This is a genomic window from Streptomyces soli (genome assembly GCF_003999195.1).
Classification (GTDB): Bacteria; Actinomycetota; Actinomycetes; order Streptomycetales; family Streptomycetaceae; genus Actinacidiphila; species Actinacidiphila soli.
This window is the reverse complement of record NZ_RJVR01000126.1, coordinates 105,498-119,437: the sequence shown is the minus strand read 5'-3', so window position 1 is coordinate 119,437 and position 13,940 is coordinate 105,498. Positions and strand designations below refer to the sequence as shown.

10 protein-coding genes are annotated in these 13,940 nt (G+C 72.3%); 7 read left to right on the top strand and 3 right to left on the bottom strand.

Annotated features, from left to right (window positions below; genetic code table 11):
- Window positions 1-265 precede the first annotated feature (265 nt).
- Together EFK10_RS11670 and EFK10_RS11665 are read right to left on the bottom strand one after the other, a co-directional pair.
- The gene (locus EFK10_RS11670) at window positions 266-961 is read right to left on the bottom strand and encodes a L,D-transpeptidase family protein (protein ID WP_127355659.1); all 696 of its coding nucleotides are present in this window, start codon (window positions 959-961) and stop codon (window positions 266-268) included.
- Between the two features lie 20 nt (window positions 962-981).
- Window positions 982-1,470, bottom strand: a complete 489-nt coding sequence (locus tag EFK10_RS11665) for a glutathione peroxidase (RefSeq protein WP_206305410.1) — start codon at window positions 1,468-1,470, stop codon at window positions 982-984.
- A 563-nt stretch (window positions 1,471-2,033) separates the two neighbouring features.
- Between EFK10_RS11665 and EFK10_RS11660 the strand changes: the two genes are divergently transcribed.
- Window positions 2,034-4,520, top strand: coding sequence for a SpoIIE family protein phosphatase (locus tag EFK10_RS11660; protein ID WP_127355657.1), 2,487 nt, complete (start codon window positions 2,034-2,036; stop codon window positions 4,518-4,520).
- Between the two features lie 196 nt (window positions 4,521-4,716).
- Here EFK10_RS11660 and EFK10_RS11655 read toward each other — a convergent pair whose 3' ends face one another.
- Window positions 4,717-6,354, bottom strand: a complete 1,638-nt coding sequence (locus tag EFK10_RS11655; RefSeq protein ID WP_127355644.1) for an ABC-F family ATP-binding cassette domain-containing protein — start codon at window positions 6,352-6,354, stop codon at window positions 4,717-4,719.
- 60 nt (window positions 6,355-6,414) lie between these two features.
- On the opposite strand from EFK10_RS11655, the gene ddaH reads away from it, so the two are divergent.
- The 6 genes from ddaH to EFK10_RS11625 all read left to right on the top strand — a co-directional run bounded on the left by ddaH (window position 6,415) and on the right by EFK10_RS11625 (window position 13,911).
- Window positions 6,415-7,191 (top strand): dimethylargininase, encoded by a 777-nt coding sequence (gene ddaH, locus EFK10_RS11650; protein ID WP_127355643.1) that lies wholly within the window; start codon window positions 6,415-6,417, stop codon window positions 7,189-7,191.
- Between the two features lie 91 nt (window positions 7,192-7,282).
- Window positions 7,283-8,254 (top strand): acyl-ACP desaturase, encoded by a 972-nt coding sequence (locus EFK10_RS11645; RefSeq protein ID WP_127355642.1) that lies wholly within the window; start codon window positions 7,283-7,285, stop codon window positions 8,252-8,254.
- A gap of 82 nt (window positions 8,255-8,336) precedes the next feature.
- Window positions 8,337-9,122 carry a TIGR03084 family metal-binding protein gene (locus EFK10_RS11640; RefSeq protein ID WP_127355641.1) on the top strand — a complete coding sequence of 262 codons (786 nt, stop codon included), beginning with the start codon at window positions 8,337-8,339 and terminating at the stop codon, window positions 9,120-9,122.
- A gap of 54 nt (window positions 9,123-9,176) precedes the next feature.
- Window positions 9,177-10,739, top strand: coding sequence for an acyl-CoA carboxylase subunit beta (locus tag EFK10_RS11635; RefSeq protein ID WP_127355640.1), 1,563 nt, complete (start codon window positions 9,177-9,179; stop codon window positions 10,737-10,739).
- A 53-nt stretch (window positions 10,740-10,792) separates the two neighbouring features.
- Window positions 10,793-12,766: an ATP-binding protein gene (locus EFK10_RS11630; protein ID WP_127355639.1), complete on the top strand. Its 1,974-nt coding sequence runs from the start codon at window positions 10,793-10,795 to the stop codon at window positions 12,764-12,766.
- Entirely contained in the window at window positions 12,763-13,911 is a 1,149-nt protein-coding gene (locus EFK10_RS11625) for an acyl-CoA dehydrogenase family protein (RefSeq protein WP_127355638.1), read from the top strand. Before EFK10_RS11630 ends, EFK10_RS11625 begins: the two co-directional genes overlap by 4 nt.
- Window positions 13,912-13,940 lie beyond the last annotated feature (29 nt).

The following is a 13,940-nucleotide window of genomic DNA, read 5'->3' as shown; positions in this document are numbered from 1 at the left end:
GCGCCCAGCGCCGCCAGGACGCCCGCCTCCGGCCGCCCGGCCCCGATCCCCGCCGCCAGCAGCGGTCCCGCCGCGAGCGTCCCGCGCGCCACCGCCGCCCACGGCACGGGCAACCGCTGCCAGCGCAGGGGGTGGGCAAGCCAGGCCGGCAACTTATGGAGAGGCAAGAGGGCATCCTTGACGTGGTGTGAGTGCGAGCTGGGGCCGGCCAGGACGCCATCGACCGGCGGCTGCCCTCCAGGGTACGCGGGGCGCTACTTGGCGGTCAGTAGCCGGTGATGGCCAGGGACCCGGCGCCGGTGGTGCCGATCGCGATGTGCGGGCCGGCCGCCGGGTCCGCCCAGCGCAGGATCCGGCTCATCGCCGCCGCCGGTACGGATACGCAACCGGCCGTCGCGCCACGGCCGTTGACGTGCAGGAAGATCCCGGCACCCCGATTCCGGACGGGCTTGGCGTAGTTGAAGCCGATGACCATCGCCCGGCCGTACTGGACGGGGTACGCGTTCAGCCGCTCGGCCTCGCCGGGGGCGCAGTCGGCGGGCAGCGGCTGGACCCAGCGGTTGTAGTCGGCGGAGGCGTTGTCCTCGCACCACCACGAGGTCGCGGTGACGCGGCGGTACGCGGTCCGGGTGCCGCGCGGCGCCGGGTCGATGCCGAAGGCGAAGGGCAGGTCGTACAGCCCGGTCGGCGTCGTGTAGGTGCTCTGCCGGCGGCTTGCGCCCTCGGCGAGGCCGTGGGCGCCGAAGCGGGCCGGCGCAGAGCCCGCCTCGGTCCACCGCCCGTCACGCAGGTCCCACCAGGTCACGGTGCCGGTGGTGGAGCCGGGTCCCTCCGCCTCGGCCGTGACGAGTTGCGTACCGCCGCCCGTGTCGGTCAGGCGCGCCGGCAGCGACGTCCCGGGGACGCGCCGGCCCGCGCCCGCCGAGCCGGCAACGGAGGCCAGCACGGCGGCGCAGGCCACAGCGAGGCGGAGGGAGCGGGTCAACGCGGGAGGGCGGCCTCGATGGCGGAGGTGATCTCCTCGGCCTCGGGCTCGGTACGGGGGCGGAAGCGGCCGATGACCTCGCCCTTCCCGTCGATGACGAACTTCTCGAAGTTCCACTGGACGTCGCCGGCCTCGCCCGCCGCGTCCGGCGTCTCGGTCAGCGCCGTGTACAGCGGCTGCCGGTCGTCGCCGTTGACGTCCGCCTTCTCGAAGAGCGGGAAACTCACCCCGTACGTCGCGGAGCAGAAGGTCGCGATCTCCTCGGACGACCCCGGCTCCTGCCCGCCGAACTGGTTGCTGGGGAAGCCCAGCACGCTGAAGCCACGGTCCGCGTATCGCTTCTGCAGCCGCTCCAGGCCCTCGTACTGCGGGGTGAGCCCGCACTTGGAGGCGACGTTCACGATCAGCAGCGCCTGGTCCCGGTAGTCGGCGAGGGAGGCGGGCTCACCGGACAGGGTACGCAGGGGAATGTCGTACAGGCTCACGATTCGTAACTCCTCGGTCAACGGGTTGTCGTCCGTCTCAACCCCACCGTCGGGCCCGATCTTCCCACGCGGGCCCCTGATCCGCCCGTGGGCATCCCGGAGGGTCGGGCCCGTGGTGATCTGACGCCGGGCCAGGATCCGTGGGCGAGCAGGCCGACGCACCTCGCCGGCAAGGCCTCGACGGGTATGAGGCCCTGTCCGGGCGATCCCGGGCGCCCGCCGCGCCAGCGGCTGATGTCACAGCGGCGTCGTCTGGTGCGGTCCATCGCAAGGCGCTGGGGGTACTCTCCCTCAGCCTTCGGCCGGTGGGGGCACCTCCCAGCCGCCAGGCTGGGGGAGCGGCGAAGGGGCCGTTCGTGATCGCCCGCACAGGGCCTAACGGGCCGTCACCCATATGTACCGGCCAGGTGCCCGGCGTCGATGGCCCGGGCCGGTCGAGCCAGGGCCGGTGGCGGTGCCGGTGACCACCTGGGCGCCCGGGGGGGAGCCGCCCGGGTGAATGGCCTGGACCGCTCACCTCTCGCGGGTCCAGCGGCTGTGCCATTCTGATTGGTGTGAGCGCCCTGCCCAACGATGGCGGCGCCGGGGTCGGTGTCTCGGGGCCGAGAGCAGACGTGGCCGGGGCGGATGACGCCGCCGCGTCCTCTCCGGCGCCGGAGGAGGCGCTGGGCGAGCAGGTCCTGGCGTTCGCCGGGGCGGTGCTGGCCGCTGTATACGAGCTGGGCGACGACGCGGACCGGCTGCGGCTGGTCGAGACGGCCGGGGGCCCCGCCGCCATGTACGGGCTGCCGGAGACGTACTCCCTGTCAGGTGCCTCGCCCGTGGCCGACGCCTTCGGCGCCGACCGGCCTCTGTGGCTGGACTCGGCGGCCCTCGCCGCGTACCGCGAGAACGGCGAGGGGACGCTTCCCCCCGAGGCGTCGCTGGGCGCGCTGCCGCTCAGGGCGCGCGGCGAGCCGCGGGGCTGCCTGGTCCTGGTGGGGGACACCCCGGACGGCTTCGGCGCCGAGCAGCGCGGCTTCCTGGAGACGTACGCCGCCCAGGTCGCCGCACGGCTGCGGGCCAGGCACGGTGAGCCTCGGTTGCTTCTGGCGCCCGCCCTGGACCGGCTCCACGTCGGTTCCTTCACCGTGGACCTCAGCACGGGGCGGATCGACGCGGACGCGCGGCTGCTGGAGCTGGCCGGCATCGACCCGGACGGCTACGACGGCAGGGGCGAGTCCCTGCTCGCGCTCGCGGTGCCGGAAGACCTGCCCGCACTGATGTCCATGGTCGATCCGGGCCACATGCCCTCCGGAGGCCGGGAACTGGAGTTCCGGGTCCGGCGGCCCAGCGGCGAGCTGCGCTGGCTGCGTGTCCGGAGCCGGTTGCTGGCCGACGCCTCCGGCACGCCGGACCGGGTGGTGGGCGTGGTCGCCGACGCCTCGTATCTGCGGACCGGTGTCGACGAGATCTCCCGGGTACAGCTGCTGTCCGCGAGGCTCGCCAACGCCATGACCATCAGCGAGGTCAGCCGCGTGGTGGCGTCCGCGCTGCGCGAGCCGCTGGGAGCCGCGAGGGTGGCGCTCGCCGAGACCGAGGGCGACCGGCTGGTGGTCACCGTCCTCGACCCACCGCAGCACAGCGCGTGGCCGGAGGTGTGGCGGGCGGAATGGCGCTCCGAGTGGCCCGACGCGCCGATCCGCGAGCTGCCGACGCTGGAGTCGGCGCTGCGGCAGGGCCGTACGAGCCTGTGGCCCGCGGACTCCGCGCTCGAACCCGGTCTCGCGGGGGTCGGCCCCGGCGGGCTCGCCGTGCTGCCGCTGCCGGCGCAGGGCCGGGTGGCGGGCGTCTGCCTGATCGGCTGGGACGAGCCGCACGAGTTCGCCCCCGAGGAGCGGTCGATGCTGACCGCGACGGCGGGACTGGTCGGACAGGCTCTGATGCGGGCGCACGCGCACGACGCCGAGCAGGAACTCGCCACGATGCTCCAGCGCAGCCTGCTGCCCCGCAGGCTGCCGAAGCTGCCCGGCGGGGTGGCCGTCGCCCGCTACCTGCCCGCCATGAGGGGGCTCCAGGTGGGCGGCGACTGGTACGACGTCATAGCCCTCTCCGAGAACCGCGTGGCGCTGGTCATCGGGGACGTCCAGGGCCACAGCGCCGGCGCCGCCGCGATCATGGGGCAGATGCGTACGGCGATCAGGGCCTACGCGGTGGAGGGCCACCCGCCCGATGTGGTCGTCTCGCACGCCAACCGGCTGCTCGTCGGCATGGAGACCGACCTGTTCGCCACCTGCTGCTACGTCGACCTGGACTTGGAGGAGGGCAACGCCTGGTTCGTCCGGGCGGGACATCTGCCGCCGCTGCTGCGGCTCCCGGACGGCGGCACCGAGGAGGTGACCGCCGAGGGCGGTCTGCCGCTGGGGGTGCTCGCGGATGCGGATTTCCCCATGACTTCGGTCGGGCTGAGCCCGGGCACCGTTCTCGTACTGCTGACGGACGGCCTGGTCGAGTCCGCGAGCCTGCACCTGGACGAGGGTCTGCGGCGCATGCGGGCCGTGCTCTCCGCCGGCGATCCGTCGGACGCCGGGCAACTGGCCGACGACCTGCTGGGCGACCGCAGCCGGCGCGAAGACGACGTCGCGCTGCTGCTCCTGCGCTACGACGGGATGAAGGTCCGGCCGATACGGGCCAACTGGACCGTGTGGCGGCTGCCGGACGCCGTCATGCACGCGCGCCGTTTCACCGCCCGCACCCTGCGCGACTGGAAGATCACGGAGGTGGCAGATGTGGTCCTGCTGGTCGTCTCCGAACTGGTCACCAACGCCCTGAAGCACACGACGGGCGAGGTGCGCCTCGACTTCACGCTCGGCCCGGACCGCCTGCGGGTCGCGGTGACCGATTCGTCGCCCCGGGCGCCCGCCAAGCCGGTGATCGTGGATTGGGAGTCGACCGGTGGCCGGGGCATCCTCCTGGTCGAGGCGGTGTCGGCGTCCTGGGGCTCGGTGCCGCTCGGCGGGGGCAAGCAGGTGTGGAGCGAGATCATGGTGCCGCCGCGCGAGCCCGAGTGAGTCCCGGAGGCCTGACCGGGCGGCCGGCAGCCCTAGGGCCTGTCCGGCCGATCTTCGCGGCGTCGCGGGGTCTGGCACCAGCGCTCGCGGCGTTGCCGAAATGCCCTAGTAGCTCCGCTACAAAGGCATCCCGGCGCCTTGCGATCACAGACGCCAGACCCCGCTCCTTCTCCCACGGAGATCGGCCGGACAGGCCCTAGTGCTCGGTCACCCGGCCGCCGTCGACGACCAGGCGGCGGGTGGTGTGCACCGCGTCCAGCATGCGCCGGTCGTGGGTGACCAGCAGCAGCGTGCCGTCGTAGGAGGCGAGCGCGGCCTCCAACTGCTCGATGGCCGGAAGGTCGAGGTGGTTGGTGGGCTCGTCGAGGACGAGCAGGTTGACGCCGCGCGCCTGGAGCAGGGCGAGGGCGGCGCGGGTGCGCTCGCCCGGCGAGAGGGTGGCGGCCGGACGCAGCACATGGGCGGCCTTGAGGCCGAACTTGGCCAGCAGCGTGCGGACTTCGGCGGGCGGGAGGTCGGGCACCTCGGCGCCGAAGGCCTCCATCAGGGCCTCGCTGCCGTAGAAGAGGCGCCGGGCCTGGTCGACCTCGCCGACGACGACGCCGGGGCCGAGGGAGCCGCCTCCCGCGTCCAGGGGGACGCGGCCGAGGAGGGCGGCGAGCACGGTGGACTTGCCGGAGCCGTTGGCGCCGGTGATGGCGACCCGGTCGGCCCAGTCGATCTGGAGGTCGACGGGGCCGAGGGTGAAGTCGCCGCGCCGGACCTCGGCGCCGCGCAGGGTGGCGACGACGGCGCCGGAGCGGGGTGCGGCGGCGATCTCCATCCGCAGCTCCCACTCCTTGCGGGGCTCTTCGACCACGTCGAGGCGTTCGATCATCCGCTGGGTCTGGCGGGCCTTGGAGGCCTGCTTCTCGGTCGACTCGGCGCGCGTCTTGCGGCTCTGCTTGTCGTTGTCGCTCGCCTTGCGGCGGGCGTTGCGGACGCCGTGCTCCATCCAGTTGCGCTGCGTGCGGGCGCGGGATTCGAGGCCGGCGCGGGTGTCGGCATACTCCTCATACTCCTCGCGGGCGTGGCGGCGGGCCACCTCGCGCTCCTCCAAATACGCGGCATAGCCACCGCCGTACGTGTTCACCTGCTGCTGGGCGAGGTCGAGTTCGACGACCCTGGTGACGGTGCGGGTCAGGAACTCGCGGTCGTGGCTGACGACGACCGTGCCGGCCTTGAGTCCCTTGACGAAGGCTTCGAGGCGTTCCAGGCCGTCCAGATCGAGGTCGTTGGTCGGCTCGTCGAGCAGGAAGACGTCGTAGCGGCTGAGCAGCAGCGAGGCCAGGCCCGCGCGGGCCGCCTGACCGCCGGACAGCGAGGTCATCGGCTGATCGAGGCCGACGGTCAGACCCAGGGAGGCCGCGACCTCCTCGGCCCGCTCGTCCAGGTCGGCGCCGCCGAGGGCGAGCCAGCGCTCCAAGCTCTCGGCGTACGCGTCGTCCGCGCCCGGCGTGCCCTCCACGAGGCCCTCCGTGGCGGCGTCCAGCGCTTCCTGGGCGGGGGCGACTCCCGTTCGCCGGCCGAGGAAGGCCCGTACGGTCTCGCCCTCCCGGCGCTCGGGCTCCTGCGGCAGATGGCCGACGGCTGCGGTCGGCGGGCTGAGCCGCAGCAGGCCCTGCTCGGGCGTGTCCAGCCCGGCAAGCAGGCGCAGCAGCGTCGACTTGCCCGCGCCATTGGCGCCGACCAGGCCGATGACGTCGCCGGGGGCGACGACGAGTTCGAGACCGGAGAAGAGGACACGGTCCCCGTGACCTGCGGCAAGATCCTTGGCAACAAGAGTGGCGCTCATCAGGGGGCGATCCTATCGGCCCCTGTGTGTGGGCCCGAAACGTAGGAGAGACTCGTTTACATGCCCAGCCGCAAAGCCCTGGTCCGCCGTCCCAGCCCGCGCCTGCCGGAGGGCCTGGTCACGCACCTCGACCGCTCGCCGGTGGATCTCGATCTCGCCCGGCGGCAGTGGGAGGCGTACGTGGCCGCGCTCGGCGCGCACGGCTGGGAGACGATCGAGGTCGCCCCGGCCGACGACTGCCCCGACGGCGTCTTCGTCGAGGACGCGGTGGTCGTCTTCCGCAACGTCGCCCTGATCGCCCGCCCGGGCGCCGACCCCCGCAAGCCGGAGACCCCGGCCGTGGAGCAGACCGTCACCGCGCTGGGCCTGTCCGTCAACCGGGTGCGCGAGCCCGGCACCCTGGACGGCGGCGACATTCTGAAGGTCGGCGACACGATCTACGTGGGCCGTGGCGGCCGCACGAACGGGGAGGGCGTCCGCCAGCTGCGGTCGGTCTTCGAGCCGCTGGGCGCGAGGGTCGTCGCCGTCCCCGTCTCCCGGGCCCTCCACCTCAAGTCGGCCGTGACCGCCCTGCCGGACGGCACCGTCATCGGCTTCCCCCCGCTGGTCGACGACCCTGCCGTCTTCCCATGCTTCCTGCCGGTGCCGGAGGAGGCCGGGGCGCATGTGGTGCTGCTCGGGGGCGGCCGGCTGCTCATGGCGGCGAGCGCGCCCAAGAGCGCGGAGCTGTTCGCTGACCTCGGTTATGAGCCAGTTGTCGTGGACATCAGCGAGTTCGAGCGGCTGGAGGGTTGCGTGACGTGTCTGTCGGTTCGGCTGCGCGGGTTGTATGGGTAGGAGGACGGTTGCCTTTTCGACGGGTATTAACCTACGGTGGCGTAACCTACGCAAGCGTAAGTGTCTTTCAGTCGTCAGGAGCGAGCACAACGTGACCATCACCCCGTCCCAGCGCACCGAGTCGGACACATGGAGTGACACGAAGCTTCTGTACGCCCTGGAAGAGGTGGTCGAGACCGAGCTGAACCGCCACCTCGGCGTCGCCAAGGAATGGATGCCGCACGAGTACGTGCCGTGGAGCGACGGCCGTAACTTCGACGGGATCATGGGCGGCGAGGCCTGGGCGCCGGAGCAGTCGAAGGTGACGGAGATCGGCCGGATATCGCTGATCGTCAACCTCCTCACCGAGGACAACCTGCCGAGCTACCACCACGAGATCGCGACCATGTTCGGCCGCGACGGCGCGTGGGGCACCTGGGTGCACCGCTGGACGGCGGAGGAGGGCCGGCACGCCATCGCGATGCGGGACTACCTTCTGACCACCCGCGCCGTGGACCCGGTGGAGCTCGAGCGGTTCCGCATGACCCACATGTCGGAGGGCTTCGAGTCCGACAACGCGCACAGCATGCTCCACTCGGTGGCGTACGTCGCCTTCCAGGAGCTTGCGACGCGCATCTCGCACCGCAACACCGGCAAGGAGTCCGGCGACCCGGTGTGCGACCGCATGCTGGCGCGGATCGCCACCGACGAGAACCTGCACATGGTCTTCTACCGCAACCTGCTGGGCGCGGCGCTCGAACTCGCGCCCGACCAGACGATGCGGGCCATCCGCGACGTCGTCGTCGGCTTCCGGATGCCGGGCCACGGCATGCCGGGCTTCGAGCGGTCCGCCGCCCGGATCGCCATCGGCGGTATCTACAACCTGCGGATCCACCACGACGACGTGCTGATGCCCGTCCTGCGGCACCTCAAGGTCCTGGAGACCTCCGGCTTGGGCCCCGAGGGGCTCAAGGCGCAGCAGGAGCTGGGCTTCTTCATGGGTGAACTCAACTCCCAGGCCGTCAAGTTCGAAGAGCGTCGCGAGGCGCTCCTGGCCCGCCGGGCGGCCCGCGCCGCCTCCTGACCCGAACCGGGCAAGCCGCCCGCCGCCGGAAATCATGCACGCGTGCTTGTTTCCGGCGGCGGGCGGTGCCAGTCTGGCGCCCGTGGCCGATCCGACGTACGTACTGAGTGATCTGCGGGACGAGAGCCAGGACCTGGACGAGCTGGTGTCCGGCCTGGCCGACGACGTCTGGGCGACGCCAACTCCCGCCCAGGGGTGGACGATCGCACACCAGATCGCCCATCTCGCCTGGACCGACGGGCAGTCCCTGCTCGCCGTCACCGACCCCGACGCCTTCGCCCGCGAAGTGGCGAACGCCATGACCTCCCTCGACACCTATGTCGACGAGGCCGCCGAGCAGGGCGCGGCACTCCCGCCCCCCGAACTCCTCGCCCGCTGGCGCAGCAGCCGCGCCCAGCTCGCCGCCGCTCTGACCGCCCAGCCGCCCGGCGCGCGCTTCCGCTGGTACGGGACCGCCATGAGCACCGCCTCCATGGCTACCGGCCGCCTGATGGAGACCTGGGCCCACGGCGAGGACATCGCCGACGCCCTCGCCGTCCGCCGCGCCCCGACCGACCGCCTCCGCCACGTGGCGCGCATCAGCGTACGCGCCCGGGACCACACCTACGCCGTACGCGGCCTGGAACCGCCCGCCGAGGAATTCCGCGTCGAACTCACCTCCCCGACCGGCGAGTTGTGGACCTACGGCCCTGAGGACGCCCCCCAGCGCGTCACCGGCTCCGCCCTCGATTTCTGCCTCCTCGCCACCCGCCGCCGCCACCGTGCGGACACCGCCCTCGTCGCCGAGGGCAAGGACGCCGACCACTGGCTCGACATCGCCCAGGCCTTCGCAGGGCCGCCCGGCCAAGACCGTGAACCCCGTGGGTAACGTCCCTGCGCCGCGCAGCGGAGGCGAACCGAGCCCACAAAAAAGGAGCAAGGCGTGAGCGAAACGTCCCGGGCCACCACTCTCACCCGCCTGGCCGAACTTGACGCCGAGCACGCCAAAGCCATCGCCGGCGGCGGCCCCAAGTACACCGAGCGCCACCGAACGCGCGGCAAGCTACTCGCCCGGGAGCGCATAGAGCTCCTCCTGGACCCGGACACGCCGTTCTTGGAGCTCTCACCGCTCGCGGCGTACGGGAGCGATTATCCGGTCGGCGCGTCGATGGTCACCGGCATCGGGGTCATCGAGGGCACGGAGTGCGTGATCACCGCCAACGACCCGACCGTGCGCGGCGGCGCCAGCAATCCGTGGACGCTGAAGAAGGCGTTGCGCGCGAACGAGATCGCCTTCGCCAACCGCCTGCCGCTGGTCAACCTCGTGGAGTCGGGCGGCGCGGACCTGCCCAGCCAGAAGGAGATCTTCATACCCGGCGGGGCACTCTTCCGGGATCTGACCCGGCTGTCGGCGGCCGGGATCCCGACCGTCGCCGTCGTCTTCGGCAATTCCACCGCCGGCGGCGCGTACGTCCCCGGAATGTCCGACCACGTGATCATGGTCAAGGAGCGCTCCAAGGTCTTCCTCGGCGGCCCGCCCCTGGTCAAGATGGCCACCGGCGAGATCAGCGACGACGAGTCGCTCGGCGGCGCCGACATGCACGCCCGCACCTCGGGCCTCGCCGACTACTTCGCCCTGGACGAGCCCGACGCGCTCCGCCTGGCCCGCCGCGTCGTCGCCCGACTTCGCTGGCGCAAGCAGGGCCCGGCTCCCGCCGCCTCGTACGACCCCCCGTTCCACGACGAGGACGAGCTGCTCGGCATTGTCCCGGAGGAACTGAAAACCCCCTTCGACCCCCGCGAGGTGATCGCGCGGATCACGGACGGCTCGGAGTTCGACGAGTTCAAGCCGCTGTACGGCCCGAGCCTGGCCACCGGCTGGGCGCAGGTCCACGGCTATCCGGTCGGGATCCTGGCCAATGCGCAAGGGGTGCTGTTCAGCGCCGAGTCCCAGAAGGCCGCCCAGTTCATCCAGCTCGCCAACCAGCGCGACATCCCGCTGCTCTTCCTTCACAACACCACCGGCTACATGGTCGGCAAGGAGTACGAGCAGGCCGGCATCATCAAGCACGGCGCCATGATGATCAACGCGGTCTCCAACTCCCGCGTCCCGCACATCTCGGTCCTGATGGGGGCGAGTTACGGGGCCGGGCATTACGGGATGTGCGGCCGGGCCTTCGAGCCGCGCTTCCTCTTCGCCTGGCCCAGCGCCAAGTCGGCGGTGATGGGCCCGGCGCAGCTGGCCGGAGTCCTGTCGATCGTGGCGCGGCAGTCGGCGGAGGCGAGGGGGCAGGCGTACGACGAGGAGGCCGACGCCGCGCTGCGCGCCATGGTCGAGCAGCAGATCGAGTCCGAGTCGCTGCCGATGTTCCTGTCCGGACGGCTGTACGACGACGGGGTCATCGACCCCCGCGACACTCGCACCGTGCTCGGCCTGTGCCTGTCCGCCGTCCACAGCGCGCCCGTCGAAGGGGCACGCGGTGGCTTCGGCATCTTCCGGATGTGAGGGACGCACAAGGTGAGAGAAACCGAAGACCAACACACGAGAAGGGACCGTCGGTGATCCACTCAGTCCTGGTGGCCAATCGCGGCGAGATCGCCCGCCGCGTCTTCCGTACGTGCCGCGAACTGGGCGTCGCGACGGTCGCCGTCTTCTCGGACGCCGACGCCGAAGCCGCCCACGTACGCGAGGCCGACGCCGCCGTACGCCTGCCGGGCAGCTCCCCCGCCGACACCTATCTGCGCGCCGACCTGATCGTGAAGGCGGCCCTGGCGGCGGGCGCGGACGCGGTCCACCCCGGTTATGGCTTCCTGTCCGAGAGCGCGGGCTTCGCGCGGGCCGTGACCGCCGCAGGGCTCACCTGGATCGGCCCCGACGCGGAGGCCATCGAGGCGATGGGCTCCAAGACCCGCGCCAAGCGGCTGATGGCGGCGGCCGGAGTCCCCGTCCTGGACGTAGGCGTGGCGGACGTGGGCCCCGACGACCTCCCGCTGCTGGTCAAGGCTGCGGCGGGCGGTGGCGGGCGGGGGATGCGGGTCGTCCGCGAACTCGACGCCCTGGAGGATGAGTTGGCGGCGGCTCGGGCGGAGGCGGCGGCCGCCTTCGGTGACGGCGAGGTCTTCGTCGAGCCGTACATCGAGGACGGCCGGCACATCGAGGTACAGATCCTCGCCGACGCGCACGGGACGGTGTGGACGCTCGGCGAGCGCGACTGCTCCGTCCAGCGTCGACACCAGAAGGTCATCGAGGAGACCCCGGCGCCTGGGATCGGCGACGACCTGCGTGCGAGCCTGTACGCCGCCGCAGAGGCCGCCGCCCGCGCCATCGGCTACACCGGCGCGGGCACCGTCGAGTTCCTGGTGGCCCCGGACGGCCGCGCGTACTTCCTGGAGATGAACACCCGCCTGCAGGTGGAGCATCCGGTCACGGAGACCGTGACCGGCCTGGACCTGGTGGAGATGCAGATCCACATCGCCGAGGGCGCCGGCCTCCCCGCCGAGCCACCCGCCCCGGCCGGCCACGCCGTCGAGGCCCGCCTCTACGCCGAGGACCCGGCCCGCGACTGGCAGCCGCAGACCGGCGTCCTGCACCGGCTGCGCTTCGCGTTGGGCCTGGAGCAGCCGTACGACGGCGGCAGCGCCCTGCGCGTCGACGCGGCGTACGAGGACGGCGACAGCGTCGGCACGCACTACGACCCGATGCTCGCCAAGGTCATCGCACACGCGCCCACCCGCGACGAGGCGTTGCGGCTGCTGGCCCGTGCGTTGGAGAGGGCGCACATCCACGGCCTGGTCACCAACCGGGACCTGCTGGTCCGGGTGCTGCGCGACCCAGGTTTCGTACGCGGTGAGCTGTCCACCGCCTTCCTGACCCGGCTGCCACCCGCCGCCGCGCCCGCGCCGGAGGCCGTACGCCTCGCGGCCCTGGCGGCGGCGCTGGCCGATGCGTCCGACCGCCATCCGCTGGGCGGCTGGCGCAATGTGCCGTCCCAGCCGCAGAGCAAGAGCTACCGGGTCGAGCCCGGCGGGGAGGCGTACGAGGTCCGCTACCGCCTCGGCCGGAGCGGCCTGGACGCCGAGGGCCACCCGGACGTACGCCTGCTGGTGGCGGACCGGGAGGGGACCGTGCTCGAAGTCGGCGGTATCCGGCGGGCGTTCGAGGTGGCCGTGTACGACGGGAGGGTGCACGTGGACTCGCCACTGGGGGCCGTCGCGCTCACCGCTCTGCCGCGCTTTCCGGAGCCGGAGGCCGCGCGCGCCGAACCGGGGTCGCTGCTGGCGCCGATGCCGGGCACGGTCGTACGGCTGGCGGAGGTGAAGCCCGGGGACCGGGTGGAGGCCGGGCAGCCGCTGCTGTGGCTGGAGGCGATGAAGATGGAGCACCGGGTCACCGCGCCCGCGTCCGGCGTGCTCACCGCGGTGCGTGCCGAGGTCGGCCGGCAAGTCGAGGTCGGCGCCGTACTCGCCGTCGTACAGGAAGAACCCGCGGAGAAACCCGCACAGGACCCCGCCCAGAAAGAGGACGCCTCATGACCGCCGGCCTCGACACCGCCCTGCTGGAGAGCGACGAGAACCGAGCCCTGCGCGCCGCCGTCGGCGAGCTCGGCCGCCGCCACGGGCGCGGCTATGACGCCGAGAAGCTGTGGCGGGAGGCAGGTTCGCTCGGCTATCTCGGGGTGAACCTCCCCGAGGAGTATGGGGGCGGGGGCGGCGGCCTCACCGAACTGTCCATCGTCCTGGAGGAGTTGGGTGCAGCCGGCTGTCCACTTCTGCTGCTCGTGGTCTCCCCCGCGATCTGCGGCACCGTCATCGCCCGCTTCGGCACCGAGGCGCAGAAGCAGCGCTGGCTGCCCGGCCTCGCCGACGCCACGACCCGGATGGCCTTCGGCATCACCGAGCCGGAAGCGGGCTCCAACTCCCACCGGATCACCACCACCGCGCGCCGCGACGGCACGGACTGGCTGCTCAACGGCCGCAAGGTCTTCATATCGGGGGTGGACATCTGCGACGCCACGCTCATCGTGGGGCGTACGGAGGACGCGCGCACCGGCAGGCTCAAGCCCTGCCTGTTCATCGTGGAGCGCGACACGCCCGGCTTCGAGTACCGGCGGATCGAGATGGAACTCACCGCGCCCGAGAAGCAGTTCCAGCTCTTCCTCGACGACGTACGCCTTCCGGCCGAGGCCCTGGTCGGCGACGAGGACGGCGGGCTGCTGCAACTGTTCGCCGGGCTCAATCCGGAGCGCATCATGACCGCCGCGTTCTCCATCGGCATGGGCCGCTTCGCGCTCTCCACGGCGGTCGACTACGCCCGCACCCGCCAGGTCTGGAAGGCGCCCATCGGCTCCCACCAGGCCATCGCCCACCCCCTCGCCCAGGCGCACATCGAGCTGGAGCTCGCCCGGCTGATGCTCCGCAAGGCCGGGTTCCTCTGCGACGCCGGGCAGGACATGGCCGCCGGTGAGGCCGCCAACATGGCCAAGTACGCTGCCGCCGAGGCCGGGGCCAAGGCGGTCGACCAGGCCGTGCACACCCTCGGCGGCAACGGGCTGACGACCGAGTACGGGCTCGCGTCGCTGCTCGCGGCGTCGCGGGTCGGCAGGATCGCGCCGGTCAGCCGCGAGATGATCCTCAACTTCATCTCCCACCACACCCTGGGCCTGCCCAAGTCGTACTGAGTCGCACCGAGCACTGAGGGGACACGCGC